Source organism: Clostridium sp. chh4-2 (genome assembly GCF_002899675.1).
Taxonomy (GTDB): Bacteria; Bacillota; Clostridia; order Lachnospirales; family Lachnospiraceae; genus CHH4-2.
On the sequence record NZ_PKUU01000024.1, the window covers coordinates 22,048 to 38,843 of the forward strand.

At 46.5% G+C, this 16,796-nt stretch carries 14 protein-coding genes; all 14 read left to right on the forward strand.

The features are described from left to right. Nucleotide 1 precedes the first annotated feature (1 nt). The 14 genes from C0033_RS21075 to C0033_RS21140 all read left to right on the forward strand — a co-directional run bounded on the left by C0033_RS21075 (nucleotide 2) and on the right by C0033_RS21140 (nucleotide 16,792). Nucleotides 2-418: a DUF2304 domain-containing protein gene (locus tag C0033_RS21075; RefSeq protein ID WP_103229890.1), complete on the forward strand. Its 417-nt coding sequence runs from the start codon at nucleotides 2-4 to the stop codon at nucleotides 416-418. Next, nucleotides 415-2,088 carry a DUF2142 domain-containing protein gene (locus tag C0033_RS21080; RefSeq protein ID WP_242984570.1) on the forward strand — a complete coding sequence of 558 codons (1,674 nt, stop codon included), beginning with the start codon at nucleotides 415-417 and terminating at the stop codon, nucleotides 2,086-2,088. Before C0033_RS21075 ends, C0033_RS21080 begins: the two co-directional genes overlap by 4 nt. A gap of 143 nt (nucleotides 2,089-2,231) precedes the next feature. Then, the gene (gene rfbC, locus C0033_RS21085; RefSeq protein ID WP_103229961.1) at nucleotides 2,232-2,786 is read left to right on the forward strand and encodes a dTDP-4-dehydrorhamnose 3,5-epimerase; all 555 of its coding nucleotides are present in this window, start codon (nucleotides 2,232-2,234) and stop codon (nucleotides 2,784-2,786) included. 17 nt (nucleotides 2,787-2,803) lie between these two features. Continuing rightward, nucleotides 2,804-3,616, forward strand: a complete 813-nt coding sequence (locus C0033_RS21090) for an ABC transporter permease (protein WP_103229891.1) — start codon at nucleotides 2,804-2,806, stop codon at nucleotides 3,614-3,616. 138 nt (nucleotides 3,617-3,754) lie between these two features. Further along, entirely contained in the window at nucleotides 3,755-4,006 is a 252-nt protein-coding gene (locus C0033_RS21095; protein WP_103229892.1) for a hypothetical protein, read from the forward strand. 308 nt (nucleotides 4,007-4,314) lie between these two features. Next, nucleotides 4,315-5,403 (forward strand): DUF362 domain-containing protein, encoded by a 1,089-nt coding sequence (locus C0033_RS21100; RefSeq protein ID WP_103229893.1) that lies wholly within the window; start codon nucleotides 4,315-4,317, stop codon nucleotides 5,401-5,403. 877 nt (nucleotides 5,404-6,280) lie between these two features. After that, a complete protein-coding gene (locus C0033_RS21105) occupies nucleotides 6,281-7,600 on the forward strand; it encodes an ABC transporter ATP-binding protein (RefSeq protein ID WP_103229894.1) in 1,320 nt (439 codons plus the stop codon). A gap of 26 nt (nucleotides 7,601-7,626) precedes the next feature. After that, nucleotides 7,627-8,406, forward strand: a complete 780-nt coding sequence (locus tag C0033_RS21110) for a class I SAM-dependent methyltransferase (protein WP_103229895.1) — start codon at nucleotides 7,627-7,629, stop codon at nucleotides 8,404-8,406. Then, nucleotides 8,393-11,497 carry a glycosyltransferase gene (locus C0033_RS21115; RefSeq protein ID WP_103229896.1) on the forward strand — a complete coding sequence of 1,035 codons (3,105 nt, stop codon included), beginning with the start codon at nucleotides 8,393-8,395 and terminating at the stop codon, nucleotides 11,495-11,497. Before C0033_RS21110 ends, C0033_RS21115 begins: the two co-directional genes overlap by 14 nt. A gap of 95 nt (nucleotides 11,498-11,592) precedes the next feature. Beyond that, nucleotides 11,593-12,300, forward strand: coding sequence for a nucleotidyltransferase family protein (locus C0033_RS21120; RefSeq protein ID WP_103229897.1), 708 nt, complete (start codon nucleotides 11,593-11,595; stop codon nucleotides 12,298-12,300). Beyond that, the gene (locus C0033_RS21125) at nucleotides 12,294-13,364 is read left to right on the forward strand and encodes a GHMP kinase (RefSeq protein ID WP_103229898.1); all 1,071 of its coding nucleotides are present in this window, start codon (nucleotides 12,294-12,296) and stop codon (nucleotides 13,362-13,364) included. Before C0033_RS21120 ends, C0033_RS21125 begins: the two co-directional genes overlap by 7 nt. Before the next feature lie 335 nt (nucleotides 13,365-13,699). Beyond that, the gene (locus C0033_RS21130; RefSeq protein ID WP_103229899.1) at nucleotides 13,700-14,284 is read left to right on the forward strand and encodes an HAD family hydrolase; all 585 of its coding nucleotides are present in this window, start codon (nucleotides 13,700-13,702) and stop codon (nucleotides 14,282-14,284) included. Nucleotides 14,285-14,327: 43 nt separating this feature from the next. Then, a complete protein-coding gene (locus tag C0033_RS21135) occupies nucleotides 14,328-14,966 on the forward strand; it encodes an SIS domain-containing protein (RefSeq protein ID WP_103229962.1) in 639 nt (212 codons plus the stop codon). 14 nt (nucleotides 14,967-14,980) lie between these two features. Next, nucleotides 14,981-16,792, forward strand: coding sequence for an LTA synthase family protein (locus tag C0033_RS21140; protein WP_103229900.1), 1,812 nt, complete (start codon nucleotides 14,981-14,983; stop codon nucleotides 16,790-16,792). The last annotated feature ends 4 nt before the right edge of the window (nucleotides 16,793-16,796 follow it).

Consider the following 16,796-nt stretch of genomic DNA (forward strand, 5'->3'; position numbering starts at 1 on the left):
TATGATGACGCCCATGTTGCGGGTTATGCTGATTCTGGTGTCATTTGGGACTCTGTTCCTCATGATGCGCAAGATCAGGCAGGCGAAGGTACAGATTGAAGCATCGATTTACTGGGTGATCGTGGCTCTGATGCTGGTGGTGTTCAGCATTTTTCCGAAATCGGCGGATTTTCTGGCACATCTGGCGGGAGTGTATTCAACGGCGAATTTCCTGTTCCTGTTTGTTATTTTTCTTTTGATTCTCAAGGTGTTTTACATGACCATCCATATCTCACAGCTGGAGACAAAGCTGAAGGATCTGGTTCAGAGGATGGCGCTGGATGAAAAGATGAGGGAAGATGCCGGCGGAATAATGGAGCCGGAAGAGGAGTCATCTAGTAAAAACAGCCGGGAAGGCAGGATGGAACAGGACGTATGAAAAATGGGAAAAAACTAAAATTAGGGATTTTTTACCCGGTCAGCATGTTTATTCTTCTTTTATTCTTCGGATGGCATCTGCTGGATGTGAAGGACGGGGTGTTTGAGACAGGGGATTCCTGGCTTTTGAGAAATTATCTTGTTTTGGCGGTCTGCGTGTTTGCAGTGGTGGCATCAGGAGGATATCTTTTGCTGGTAAAAAGGCAATGGAAGCTGGAACAGGTATTTCTGTTTTTTAGCCTGTCCTTCGGGATTTTGTATCTGAGCGTTCTGCCGCCTCTGTGCGCGCCGGATGAAAGCAGCCACTATATCAGCGCTTATAAGCTTTCCAATCAGATGATGGGAAAGAATCCAACCCATGAGGACGGCCATGTGCTGATCCGCTCCCGTGACCTTTTTCTGGAAGATCTGATGGGCGTGGACGATCAGTATAAGACGGGACAAAAGGTGGAACCGGTGATTCTGGGTCATCTGCTGGATGAATCCACATACCGGATCATCCATGAAAACGGTTTATTTGGCGGTGCGGACAAAGAGGGCGCTTTGGACTATGACGGACAGCCTGTGGAAGGCGGAAAAGGATGGAACGGGGAAAGCGCGGCGCTTTCCAATCTGATTCCGGTGAACACTACGCCTCTTGCCTATGTGCCCCAGGCGCTTGGCATCACGTTTGGACGTCTCCTCTCTATGAGCGGGATTGGCCTTATGTTTATGGGAAGGCTTTTTAATCTGTTTTTTTATGTGCTTGTCGTCTGGCTGGCGATGAAGCGGATGCCGTTTGGCAAGGAAGTGATGTTCGGCACGGCTATGTTGCCGATGACCCTTCATCTGACCGGGTCCATGTCCTATGATGTGATGATACTGGCTCTGTCATTTTATTTTACCGCCTGCTGTTTGGACTTGGCTTATGCCAAAGACCGGGTCAGAGCCGTGGATGTGTTGGTGATGGCTGTCATAATGGCAGTATTGGGGCCGTGTAAAATGGTCTATGCGGTTTTAATGGGCCTGTGCCTTCTGATCCCGGTGCGGAAATTCGGCGGATGGGGCAAATGGTTTTTGGCGGCCGCGTTGGTGGCCGGAGCATTTGCATTGTCCATGCTGGTAGTCAACAGCCGGACGATAGCGGTTTATGCCACGCAGACGGAGAGCTATGTGCCCTGGGCTGAGGAAGCGGGGTACAGCCTGACTTATCTGATTCATAATCCGGTGAAGCTGGTTAAGATCTTTTATAATACGGCGTTATTCCAAGCGGAGCATTATCATATGACCATGATAGGGGCTTATCTTGGGAATATCGATGAGATTTTGAATGTACCGTATCTGGCGGTGGCGCTGCTCACCATGTGTCTGATCGGGCTTTCTCTGAGAAAACCTGGGGAAAACCTGCCGTTTCGGATGGGGGCTAGAGTGTGGATCTGGGTGCTGTGCCTGGGATGTGGGGCGGCGGTGTGCCTGTCCATGCTGATCGCATGGACGCCTATGAGCTCTGCGGTGATTGCGGGCGTGCAGGGGAGATATTTTCTGCCGCTTTTGCCGGTATTGCTGCTGACGGTGAAAAATGACTGGGTGGTGGTGTCGAAGAGTGGGGACAGGATGATACTTTATCTTATGTGTTGGGTGAATGGTTATGTGCTGCTTCGATTGTTTAGTATTGTCAGCATTCGGTTGTAGTGGTATATTATTAACGTTGAGATTTTACATTAAGGGTGAAGGCATTTTCGAAAATGCCTTGAGGCTTGATGTTAAAGGGTGAAGGCATTTTGAAAAATGCCTTCACCCTTAATGTAAAAAAACAGAGTAAAAGGAGAAAAACAATGGGTAAAATCAAAGTTACAGCTTGTGACATAGAAGGCTTATATGTAATCGAACCAACCGTATTCAAGGATGAAAGAGGTTATTTTGTGGAAACCTATAACCAGAATGACTTTAAGGAAGCCGGATTAAACATGGTATTCGTCCAGGACAACCAGTCCATGTCGGTGAAAGGCGTATTGAGAGGCCTTCACTTCCAGAAACAGTTCCCACAGGGAAAACTGGTCCGTGCCATCCGCGGAACCGTATTCGATGTGGCCGTAGACCTCCGCTCCAATTCCAAAACCTACGGAAAATGGTTCGGCGTGGAATTATCCGCCGAAAACAAAAAACAGTTCTACATTCCGGAAGGTTTTGCGCATGGCTTTTTAGTTCTGAGCGATGAAGCGGAATTCGCTTATAAATGTACGGACTTCTATCATCCGGGCGATGAAGGCGGTCTGGCATGGAATGATCCTGAAATCGGTGTGAATTGGCCGATTACAGAAGATATGAAACTGATTATCTCTGAGAAAGACCAGAAATGGAGCGGACTTAGCGAGACTTTCAAATTTTAAATGAAGAGGATTACCGGATGAATTATTTGATATCCTTATTTAAGGAGATTATTAAGAAGAGAAAACTGATCTGGGATCTGTCAAAGGCAGACTTTAAGAAACGGTTCGTGGGTTCCTATTTTGGAATCGTGTGGATGTTCGTTCAGCCGCTTGTGACTGTGCTGATCTATTTCTTTATCTTCCAGGTGGGATTTAAAAGCGTTCCGCCTGTGCCGGACGTGCCTTATGTGGTCTGGCTCGTGCCCGGTATTGTACCGTGGTTTTTCTACAGCGAGACATTGAACTGTATAACGAACTGCCTTCAGGAATACAGCTATCTTGTTAAAAAAGTAGTGTTTCAGGTGGAAATACTACCGATCATCAAACTGGTATCCTGTCTGATGGTTCACGCCTTTTTTATTATCATCATGCTGATCATGTTCCTCTGCTACGGCAGATTCCCGCTGGTGACCTGGCTGCAGATTCTGTATTATACGTTTGCGGCTTCCATGCTGGCCCTCGGTATCGGGTATTTTACCAGCGCCATCAATGTGTTTTTTAAGGATATGGCCCAGATCGTCAGCATCTGCCTTCAGTTCGGCATGTGGCTGACCCCAATCATGTACCATGAATCCCTGTTCGCGCAGAAAGCGCCGTGGGTGGTGCCTGTTCTGAAACTGAATCCATTCTACTATATTGTGGCAGGATACAGGGACAGCATGCTGACCGGAAATTATTTCTGGGAACGGCCTACGCTGACGGTTTATTTTTGGGTGTTTACGGTGGTTGTATTTTTAATTGGATTGAAAGTATTTAAACGTCTGCGGCCGCATTTTTCAGATGTGCTGTAGAACGTGGGTTTGCGTTACTATTCACGGTGCCGGGAATAGTAACGAGTTTGCTGTTGGTAGATGGATAATTGAATAGACTTTACACCAGTAACATGGTATAATCTAAACACATTAACCATAGTAAGGGAAGGTGATATCATGACGGATTCAGAAAAGATTGACTTGATGCTTTTGCAGACGCAAGCTATGAATGAGCGTCTTGGCGGAGTAGATATACAGATGCAGGCTATAAATGAACGTCTTGGCGGAGTCGAGCTACAGATTAAATCAACCGAGCGTAGGTTAAAGAACGAAATTCGCAAATCAGAATCCCTTATACTCGACGAGGTGGAACGTGTCCATATGATCTTGGATGAACATATACACGACACTAATAAACATACAGCATAACAATTAAATATTTCATACCTGAGTGTAAAGTCTATTATGTTATTAATGCTTTACACTCTTTTTAATTCAGCATTATATAAAGGGAGATTGATATTTATGTGTACAACGGTAAAGCATTATCAACTACAGCAGAACCGGTATATGATCTGAATGCTTACCATCTGTCATCATAAATAAGGATGTGGCATGGTCTGAGGAATAAATAATATTGATTCCTCGCAACTGTCCAGCAACAGTATTGATTGAAAATAAGAAATTGCCATGATAGAATGATAAAAAAGAACAGTAAAGACCGGAGGCATATTGAGATGAAAAAAAATGACATAATCATGATTCATGGAACCGACTATAAAAATATGGCGATAAGAGTACTTGAAGAGGCGGATGTGGCATCGGATATCGGCGATACATCTAAGAAGATTGCATTAAAGCCCAATTTAGTCGTGGCAAAAGATCCGTCCAGCGGAGCCACCACCCATGCGGAGTTGTTGGCCGGAGTGATTGAATACCTGCAGGATCATCATTTTACCAACATTTCCATCATGGAGGGTTCCTGGGTGGGAGATAATACCCAGTCTGCATTTTCAGCGGCCGGATACAGAGAGGTTTCTAAAAAGTATAATGTTCCGTTAGTGGATCTTCAGAAGGATACATATCAGGAATACGATGCCAAGGGAATGAAGATCCGTTTGTGCGATAAGGCGGCCGCGGTGGATTATATGATCAACATGCCCGTACTAAAAGGCCACTGCCAGACCACGGTGACCTGTGCGCTGAAGAATAACAAGGGCGTTATTCCAAATACTGAGAAAAGACGTTTTCATACCTTAGGTTTACATAAGCCAATCGCCCATTTAAATACCATTGCCCGCAATGATTTCATTCTGGTAGACAATATCTGTGGAGACCTGGATTTTGAAGAAGGCGGCAATCCGGTAACGATGAACCGGGTGCTGGGATTTAAAGATCCGGTGTTGTGTGACGCGTTTGTTTGCGACTGTATGGGATACGATGTGGACGACATTCCTTATATCCGCCTGGCGGAGAAGTTAGGAGTAGGAAGCGCGGACATTGAAAACGCCAATGTGATCATGATAAATGAGGATGTTTCAGGAGGCCGTTTCCGCATGACACACCGAGTTCAGAAATTGGCCGGATATACGGATGCAAAAGACGCCTGCAGCGCCTGCTATGGTTCATTAATTTTTGCTTTGGACCGCTTAAATGATGCCGGCTTTTTGCATAAAGGACTTCCTCAAATCTGCATCGGGCAGGGATACAAAGGAAAAAGCGGTGAGATTGGCGTGGGCCAGTGCACCTGTGGTTTTGCAAAGAGCCTGAAAGGATGTCCGCCTAAGGCAATTGATATCGTGGAATTCTTGGAAAATGAATGGTAAAATCTTTATTTAACTGAGTAAGAAACGCCGAAAAGAAGGGGAAACCTGGGCGGGCGGCGGAACTAGAGAAAGACAGGGGATTCGGGTTACGACCCTAAGTGATACTAGGCCGGCAAGAGCGGAAAAAGGCAGCTCGGCGCCATTCACGATGAACTCTTTATGACTTCATCGTTCAAGGGCGCCTCAAATACTGATTCGGAATTCAGCCTTTGTCTGCCTTTTTCCGCTCTTGCCGACCAAGTATTACTAAGGGTCTGCACACGATCCCCTGTCTTTCTCTAGTTCCACCGCCCGCCCAGGTTTCCCCTTCTTTCCGGCTGTTGCTTGGCTAGCTGAGGAAAAAAGATTTTTTACATTAAGGGTGAAGGCATTTCCAGAAAAGCCTTGAGGATTTAATGTAAAGGGTGAGGTCATTTTGCGAAATGCCTTAACGTTTAAAGTAAAACCTGAAGTCGTTTTTGAAAATCCCTTCATCATCTATGTAAATTTGGCATTACGTAAATCCCAATTCAATAACATTGTTTTTAACTGGGACAGCTCCTCCGAACTTCGCCTACCCATTCCATACGTCCCTTTCGCCAACTCAGTTAAACAACAGTTTGTTCTCCTGGATTTTTTGAGGAATAAGTTCCCTTTTACAAGTTGAAAATATATGGTATAATGTTTTTCGACATTATACCCGTGCAAATGATATATATGCACCGGTATTGGTAAGTGTAAGATGATGGTAACTGTTCAGTAGGTCTGCGCATTTACTGCGCTGACCGTAATAAAACGTGGGAAAGCAGGCGAAAATCCCATCGCCGCAGGCGATTTTGCATGGATTTTTGCTCATAATTGTGAGGGTACTGAACAATTACAGATAATGGAGGATGTTATGTCCCAGCAAGCAGCAGACAATGCGATTACAGTAAAAGATGTAACGAAAATATATAAATTATACGAAAAGCCCGTAGACCGTCTAAAAGAATCCTTAAATCCAACCCATAAAGAATACCACAGGAAATTTTACGCCCTGAACAACATTTCATTTGAAGTGAAAAAAGGCGAAACGGTGGGGATTATAGGGACTAATGGTTCCGGAAAGTCTACCATATTGAAGATCATCACAGGCGTGCTCACCCCTACCACCGGAGAAGTGCAGGTGGAAGGAACCATTTCAGCTCTGTTGGAATTGGGCGCGGGATTTAATATGGATTATACGGGAATTGAAAATATCTATATGAATGGAACCATGATGGGATTTTCCAGGAAAGAGATGGAGGATAAGCTTCAGGACATTCTGGATTTTGCGGATATCGGAGATTTCGTGTATCAGCCGGTGAAGACCTATTCCAGCGGTATGTTTGTCCGCCTGGCATTTGCGCTGGCCATCAATGTGGAGCCGGAGATTCTGATTGTGGATGAGGCGCTGTCCGTAGGAGACGTGTTTTTTCAGTCCAAATGTTACCGCCGAATGGAAGAAATCCGCCAGAAGGGAACCACAATCCTGATGGTTACGCATGATATGGGAAGTATTATCAAATACTGTGACCGTGTGGTGCTGCTCAATAAAGGCGATTTCGTGGCGGAAGGCGCGCCGGGTCATATGGTGGATTTATATAAGAAGATTCTGGCGAACCAGATGGATTCCCTGGAAGAAGAGCTTCAGGAGATGAACGATTTTTCCGGCCAATCGGAAGGGCGGAAGGAAAAACGGGAAAAAGGCGGCCTGATGAAGGAGAAGATCACCATTAATTCTAACCGCACCGAATACGGAGACGGAAGGGCGGAGATCTATGACCTGGGATTATTTGATGAGAGAGGTAATCTGACCAACCTTTTATTAAAAGGGGAGATGTTTACCATAAAAGAGAAGATCCGCTTCCATACCTCATTGGAATCCCCGATATTTACCTACACGATCAAGGATAAAAAGGGTTCGGATTTAAGCGGCACCAATACCATGTTTGAAGGAACGGACATTAAACCGGTCAGACAGGGAGATTCCTACGAGGTTTCGTTTACCCAGAAGATGACGCTTCAGGGAGGCGAATATCTGCTTTCCATGAGCTGCACCGGATTTGAAAATGGTGAGCACGTGGTTTATCACCGTTTATACGATGTGGCCAATATCACGGTCATTTCCAATAAAAATACGGTGGGAGTTTACGATATGGAATCCACAGTGGAAGCAAAATTAAACCCGCAGGACTGACCCGGAACGGCTGATTGGAGGTATAGATGAAAAATATCAGTTTTGATTTAGCGAATTTATTCAGAATTTACGGCGTGGATACCAAGCGGATTTTAGAGGAAAATGTGGATCTGGACTATCTCTACGCCCTCAGCGAACAGCGGGAAAATGTGGTGGAATGGTTTGAGTTCAGCCCCGACGCCAGACTTTTGCAGATCGGCGCGGATTACGGGGCTTTGACCGGGCTTTACAGCAGGCGGGTGAAGGAAGTCTGCGTGCTGGAAGAGGACCCAGGGATAACGGAGATTGTGAAAATGCGGTATCCGGAAGCGGACAATATCATTTATGAAGCGGAAAGCCTGGAAGAACATGCGAAAAAGCAGGCGGGAAGCTATGATTATGTGATGATGATCGGTTCCCTGGCCGCTCCTTATAAAGAACAGATCGAAGCGGCAAAATCCTTGGTTAAGCCGGACGGCTGCCTGATACTGGCCGTGTGCAATAAATTCGGAATGAAGTACTGGGCCGGCTGCGAACGGGAGCCGGTTAATGTTTCCAGAAAAGAATTGGCCGCATTGATTGGCGGGGAGGAAACGGCCAAGTGGTATTACCCAATGCCGGATTATAAGATTCCCATCACCATTTATTCCAAGTCCTATCTGCCGAAAAAAGGCGATCTGACCCACACGATCACGGCTTACGACTATCCCAAATACATCCGCATGGATGTGGGAGAAAAATACGATGAAGTTTGTGAAGACGGAGAATTTGAACAGTATGCGAATTCATTTCTAGTAGTATGGAAAGGAAACCATGGCACAAATTAAATTTGTAAAATATAACAGAACGAGAAAAGAACAATTTCAGATAAAAACCACCATTTTGGAAGAAAATGGGGTTTCATACGTGGAGAAAACCGCGCTTTATGCCAGCGGAGTTCCCCATATCTGGTCATTTGCGTCCAAATATGAGCAGCTTTCCAGCCAAAACCGCAATTTAAAGGTGGCTCGGCCTTTTATCAGCGACGACCGGTGCGTGGCCCGCTTTCCTTATTTGGAAGGGGATACTTTGGCGGAGCGTTTGGGCCAGGAGATTCAGGGCGGAAAAGCTCCGTTAGACGCGATCCGCGCGGCCATGGATCTGGTCTATGAGATTTTGCCGGAGTACGTTCAGCCGTTTGAAGTGACGCCTGAATTTACGGAAGTGTTCGGCGAGATCGGGCCATTGGAGGATGAGGCCTATTCGGTGGCGAATATAGACGCTTTATTTGAAAATATGCTGGTCACAGAGGACGGAATCTACTGCCTGGATTACGAGTGGGTGTTCACCTTCCCGATACCGGTGCATTTTGTGCAGTACCGCACCTTATTTTATTTTTATGACCGCTATCATGCGCTGATGGAATATGAAAATGCGGAAAGCTTTTTGATAGAATTTGGAATCACTCCTGAGATGACGGCGGTTTATCATGAGATGGAGCGGGGATTTCAGGAATATGTCCACGGGGAAAACCAGCGCATTTATCTGGAAAATTATTATGTGGATACTAGAAATATCTCCGATTTCGGGCGGACGGATCAGGAACTGAACCACGCCAGGGAAAGGATCGAACAGTTAAAAACAGAGGTGGCCGACAAGAACCTGATGATCCGCAAGATTCAGGAAATTCAGCGCCTTACCAATAATCATGTGACCAATTTGGAGATCACCATTAAAAACCAGAGCCATGAGATCAATGAACTTGGAAAGACGCTCACTTATCTCAATGGCCATGAAGCCCTGCTTTTCAAATTCCGAAGAAAGTTAGGAGCCAAATTCAACGAAAAATACCCCAAAGGGTCTTTGGAACGCAAGAAGCTGGCGTACAAAAAGCAATATGCGATGCACCCTGTCCGTTCCTTTAAATTCTACTCCTCGGAGGAGGGAAAGAATCTGAGGGAAGGCGATTTCAGGATCGGGGACATTTACCGGGAACATGGGAAACTTAAATTTCCGGCTGTGGAAAAGCCTATGGTTTCCATCATTATCCCCGTATATAATCAGATCCATTACACCTATGCTTGTCTGGTTTCCATTCTGGAACACACCCAGGATGTGACCTATGAGGTGCTCATTGCGGATGACGTGTCCACAGACGCCACGGCTCAGCTGGACCGTTTTACGGAAGGGCTCAGAATCTGCCGCAACAGCATGAATCAGGGCTTTCTGCGCAACTGCAACAATGCGGCCCGTTATGCAAAAGGCAAATACATTATGTTCCTGAACAATGACACTCAGGTGACGGAAGGCTGGCTCAGCTCTCTGGTTCACCTGATCGAGTCGGATTCCACCATCGGAATGGTGGGCTCAAAGCTGGTGTATCCGGACGGACGGCTTCAGGAGGCCGGAGGCATTATCTGGAGTGACGGAAGCGGATGGAATTACGGACGTCTGGACGATCCGGACAAGCCGGAATACAATTATGTAAAAGATGTGGATTACATCTCAGGAGCTGCTATTCTGCTTTCCAATGATTTATGGAAGCAGATCGGCGGATTTGATACCAGATTTGCGCCCGCTTATTGCGAGGATTCGGATCTGGCGTTTGAAGTGAGAAAGGCGGGTTACCGTGTGGTTTACCAGCCGCTTTCCAAAGTAATCCATTTCGAAGGCATTTCCAACGGTACGGACACCCAGGGCAGCGGATTGAAGCGGTATCAGATTGCCAACAGCGAAAAGCTGAAGGAAAAATGGGCGGATGAATTCGCAAAACAGTGCGTGAACAACGGAAATCCCGACCCGTTCCGGGCCAGGGAGCGCAGCATGGGCAAGCCGATCGTTTTGGTTGTGGATCACTATGTGCCCACATTTGACAGGGATGCAGGATCGAAAACCACGTACCAGTATTTAAAAATGTTCCTGAAAAAGGGGTATGTGGTGAAATTCCTGGGCGATAATTTCCTTCATGAGGAGCCTTATTCCACCGCCCTTACCCAGATGGGAATTGAGATCTTATACGGCGCGGAATATCAGGTTAAGATTTGGGACTGGCTGAAGGATCATGGGGACGATATAGCGGTGGCCTATTTAAACCGGCCCCATATTGCGTCCAAATATGTGGATTATATTTTAGACAATACCAGCATGAAAGTGATCTATTATGGTCATGACCTTCATTTTCTGCGGGAAGGCAGGGAATATGAGCTGACCGGGGATCTGGAAAAGAAAAAGGCGTCGGATTACTGGAAATCAGTGGAATTTTCGCTGATGCAGAAGGCGGCGGTTTCCTATTATCCTTCTTATATTGAACGGGATGCGATTAAGGCTGTCAATCCGGAGATCAATGTGAAGGATATTACGGCATATGTGTATGAAGAATTTAAGGAACATCTGGAAAAGGACTTCACGAAACGGGAGGGCATTTTGTTTGTGGGCGGTTTTGCTCATCCGCCGAATGCAGACGCGGTTCTTTGGTTCGCAAAAGAGGTGTTCCCGCTGATCCGCGCTAAGATACCGGTGAACTGGTATGTGGTGGGATCAAAAGTTACAGATGAGATAAAGGCTTTAGAAGAGCCGGGCAATGGAATTGTGATTAAAGGTTTTGTGAGTGAAGAAGAACTGGATCGGTTATACGCCGCCTGCAAGCTGGTGGTGGTGCCTCTCAGATACGGCGCAGGCGTGAAGGGAAAAGTGGTGGAAGCCATTTATAACGGAGCGCCCATTGTTACAACTTCCATAGGAGCGGAAGGAATTCCGGATGTGGAGGATGTGCTGGTGGTGAAAGATGAACCGGAGAGCTTTGCGGATGCGGTGACGGAACTTTATCAGGATGATGCGGGATGCCTTGAACTTTGTGAGAAGACGCAGACTTATATCAGGAAATATTTCAGTATGGATGCGGTATGGAGCCGGATTGAAGAAGACTTTGCGGTGAAGTGATTTTTTACATCAAGGGTGAAGGCTTTTTCAAAAAAGCCTTCACCCTTTTGTGCGAATCACCTCACCCTTGATGTAAAAACAGGAGGATAGCGATAATGCAGGCAATTTTACTGGCCGGAGGCTTAGGCACCCGTTTACAGAGCGTAGTAAATGACCGTCCCAAGCCCATGGCCCTCATACAGGAAAAACCGTTCATGGAATACGTAATCCACGAATTAGGAAAACACGGAATCACGGATATCATCTTTGCAGTCGGCTACAAAGGCTCCATGGTGGAAGAATACTTTAAAGACGGTTCTGATTTTAACATAAACGTATCCTATGCCTATGAAGAGGAACTTTTAGGCACCGCAGGCGCAATTAAAAATGCGGGAAAGCTGGCAGCGGAAGACCGGTTTTTCGTATTAAACGCCGATACATTCTACCAGATCGATTACAGCCGCATCATGAAGCTGCATGAGGAGAAGGATCTGGATATGGCTCTTGTTTTAAGGAAGGTGCCTGATGTGTCCAGATATGGAGAGGCGGTACTGGAGAATCACATGCTGACCGCATTTAATGAAAAAACCACGGATTCCCGCCCCGGCACCATAAACGGGGGGATCTATCTGATGAAGCGGGAGCTGTTAGACGATATCCCGGAAGGCAAGGTATCTTTGGAAAATGATATGATTCCCAAGTGGCTGAAAGAAAAAAAATGTCTGGGCGGAATTGTTAATGACGGTTATTTTATTGACATCGGCGTTCCGGAGGACTATTTTAAATTTATACAGGATGTGAAGGAAGGAGTCGTGGCATGGTAATCAGGGGAAGAGCTCCGCTGCGCGTAAGCTTCGGCGGCGGCGGTACGGATGTGGCACCATTTTGCGTGGAACAGGGAGGGGCGATCATCGGCAGCACCATCAACAAATACGCCTATTGTTCCATCATTCCAAGAGAGGACGACCAGATCATCGTACACTCTCTGGATTTTGATATGACGGTAAAATACAACACCAGGGAAAACTATGTTTATGACGGCAAGCTGGATCTGGTTACGGCCGCTTTAAACGCCATGGAAATCAAAGAAGGCTGCGAAGTTTATCTACAGTGCGACGCACCTCCCGGCTCCGGCCTTGGAACCTCATCCACGGTTATGGTTTCTCTTTTAATCGCCATGGCCAAATGGAAGGGCGTGGAGCTGGACGCTTACGCGTTAGCCGACCTGGCCTATAAAGTGGAAAGGGAAGATTTAAAGATTGACGGCGGATACCAGGACCAGTATGCGGCCACATTCGGCGGATTTAATTTCATTGAATTTCATGGAAGAAATAATGTGGTGGTCAATCCTCTAAGAATTAAAAAGGATATTATCCATGAACTTCAATACAACCTGCTTCTTTGCTACACCGGCAACATTCACGTTTCCGCCAATATCATTAAAGACCAGGTGAGCAACTACGAGAAAAAAGACGCATTCGAGGCCATGTGCGAGGTAAAGGCTCTGGCTTATGCCATGAAGGATGAGCTGTTAAAGGGTAATCTCCACAGCTTCGGCAAACTTCTGGATTACGGATGGCAGAGCAAGAAGCGGATGAGCAGCAAGATCACCAATCCCCAGATCGATGAGCTTTATGAGGAAGCATTAAAAGCAGGCGCTCTCGGCGGAAAGCTTTTGGGAGCGGGCGGCGGCGGCTATTTGCTGATGTACTGCCCTTATAATGTGAAACATAAAGTGGCGGCCCGCATGGAAGAAGTAGGCGGACAGCTGGCAGACTGGAATTTTGAACTGCGGGGGGCCCAGGCCTGGATCGCGAATGAAAACAGATGGAATTATGACAATGTGTGCGTCCATATGCCGAATAAGGAGTATAACTTTAAATTTTAAACCAAAATGCGATATCAAAAGTTACGCTTCACAGTCCCGGTGGTCCCTGCCGTCCGTGCCGGTTTTGGCAGTATGCAGGAACTTTCCTGTGACTTTGCAGGGCATTAGCAATTCTTAACGCGCAGAATTTTTCGTTCAAGGGAAATGTCCACCTGTTTGAGCGTAAGCGAGTTTGGACATTTCCCTTGGTTTTTAGAAAAATCCTGCACGTTTAGAAGTGCTTATGACCGAAACCGGAACTGGAAAGTTCCTGCATACTGCCAAAACCGGCACGGATGGCAGGGACCACCGGGACTGTGAAGCGTAACATCAAAACTCTGAAGGAGAATAAGGAAATGAAGCCCGTAATCTTTTTAGACCGTGACGGAACCATTAATGAAGAAGTGAATTACCTATACCGGCCGGAGGATCTGCGGATTCTGCCCGGGGTGCCGGAGGCCATCCGCCTGTTTAATGAGCATGGATATCAGGTGGTGGTGGTGACGAACCAGGCCGGAGTGGCCCGGGGATATTATACGGAAGAGGATGTGGAAAACCTGCACCGGTATCTGAATGGGCGGTTAGAATCATATGGCGCCCATATCGACCATTTCTTTTACTGCCCCCACCACCCGGAACATGGAATCGGCCAATATAAAAAAGTATGCCGGTGCCGGAAGCCGGCAACCGGATTGTTTGAACGAACCGAGGAATTCTTTCCGGTGGACAAGGAAAACTCCTATATGATCGGGGACAAGCTGATCGACGTGGAGGCAGGCCATAATTACGGCGTTAAGGGAATCCTGGTGGGAACCGGATACGGGGCGCAGATTTACGAAGAACTGAATAAAGGCAAAAGGGCGGACGGGGAGGAAAAACCTTATGATTTTTACTCGGAAGATCTTATGGGCGCAGCCCGGTATATCCTCAAAGAAAAGTAACAAACCGGATGAAGAAAATGCCATGGGCAGAATGGAGACAGCTATGAATGAGATGAAATATCTGGATGAACTGACCGAACGGTATCCATGTTTAGATGCGGTCAAAGCAAATATATTAGAAGCGTACAAAATCCTGGAAACCTGCTATGAACAGGGCGGAAAGCTTCTGGTGGCAGGAAACGGCGGAAGCGCCGCGGATTCCGAACATATCGTGGGCGAGCTGATGAAGGGATTTGTTAAAAAAAGACGGGTTTCGGAAAGCTTTGAATCCGCTCTTGAACAGGTTGATCAGGAAAAGGGAAAAGAACTGGCAGAGAAACTCCAGGGCGGACTTCCAGCCATCGCATTGTCGGGCCATCCCGGATTATCCACCGCATATTTAAATGATGTGGACGGAGATTTGATTTATGCACAGCAGACCTATGGATATGGCAGGCCGGAAGACGTGCTTTTGGGGATATCTACGTCCGGAAATTCAAAAAATGTGGATTACGCCGTGATTACGGCAAAAGCCATCGGCATGAAAGTGATCGGCCTGACGGGAAAAGACGGTGGAAAGCTTGGAAAGTCAGCGGATGCGGCCATCATTGTGCCGGAACAGGAAACTTATAAAATACAGGAACTGCATTTGCCGGTTTACCATACGCTGTGCCTGATGCTGGAAGAACACTTTTTTAGATAAGGACAGCTTAGTGAATGGAAATTAAAGAAAAAAAGAACGGTTACCCATATCTGAGGGCAGCTCTTTTACTGGCTGCCCCGGCGTTAATGTATTTTGTATTTGAATTTATAACAGGAAGTCTGACACAGATCCGGGGAGTTTATCTGCTTTTGAATCTGTGTTTTTACTACCTGATTTATCTGACGGTATTTGCTCTCGTTGGCACCACGAGGGTCTCTTACCTTGTGCTCAACACTTTTTTTACCATATGGGGTCTGGCGGAGTACTATGTTGTGCAGTTTCGCGCAAGGCCCATCATGCTTTGGGATGTTCTGGCGGTGAAAACGGCGGCCACGGTATCCGGCAATTACACCTATGAGATCACTCCGCGTATTGTGGCTGCCGTGTTGTTTGTAATTGTGCTGGATGTGCTGATTTTTAAATTCCCCTTCCGGTTGAAAACGAGAAAGCTTCACGCGGCGGCGGCAGGAGTTTCCTGTCTGTGCTGCGCGGCATTTTTCACTCTGTTTTTCCGGGTGTTTGTGGACACCTTCAGCCTGGATGTGAGCATGTGGAATCCGGAAGAATCTTATGAAAGTTACGGTACTATGCTCTGCACCATGCGGATGTTCGGGTATCTGGATAATAAGCCTCCCCAGGGCTATTCCCTGGCGGAAGTTTCTAAAATCGGGGAAGAGATAGAAGCGGCAAAGGATCAGGAGCTGCCGTGGAAAAGCAGTACGGATACGGTTCCTACGAATATTATCTGCATTATGAATGAAAGCTTTTCGGAATTAAATGTGATTGCTCCATTTGAAACAGATATTCCCTATCTGTCCTTTTACAATTCCATCCGGGAGAACTGCATCAAAGGAGAACTCTATATGCCGGTGTTCGGGTCCATGACCAGCAATTCCGAGTATGAATTTCTGACCGGAAATTCTATGGCATTTGCACCTTCCGGGTCTGTTCCTTACCAGATCTATATGAGAGAACCGACTTATTCCCTTCCGCTTATTTTGAAAGAACAGGGATACCGGACAGTGGCTATGCATCCTTATCCGGCGGATAACTGGAACAGGACGGAAGCTTATAAAAGGATGGGATTTGATGAATTTTTGGCAGAAGACTATTATGAAGATTCTCCCCGTATACGCAATTATGTCAGCGATAAAGGGGATTATGATAAGATCATAGAGGTGACGGAGAATAAGGAAGAAGGACAGCCTTTGTTTCTATTCAATGTGACCATGCAGAATCACGGAGGTTATGTGGAAGAATATGAGTCTGTCGTCCATTTGACCGAATATGAGGATATGCCCATGACAGAGCAGTATTTGTCCTTAATGAAGGAATCGGATGATGCCCTCCGCTATCTTCTGGATTACTACAGCCGGATTGAAGAACCTACGATGATCGTGCTGTTTGGGGATCATCAGCCCAGTATAGAGCCGGAGTTTTATGATGCATTGTATGGATGCAGCATAGACACTTTAAAGCCGGAAGATTATCTGAGACGGTATATCACCCCATTTTTGGTATGGACAAATTATCCTACAGACAGTATGATGTCAGAGAAGATGAGCGCCCAGTACCTGTCCAATGTGGTGCTTCAGAGGGCGAATCTGGAGATGACGGATTATCTGTATTTTATCAACGCCATGCAGAAAGCCGCCCCGGTGGTTCATATGCTGGGATATTATAACCGGGATATGCAGTGGGAGAGCTGGACAAACTGGCATGAGAAAAAGGAATATCAGTTATTCCATGAATTTGAAATGCTGCAGTATAACAATATGTTTGAAAAGAAACGGACGGCGAGCCTGTTTCAAATCACGAATGAATGAGGCG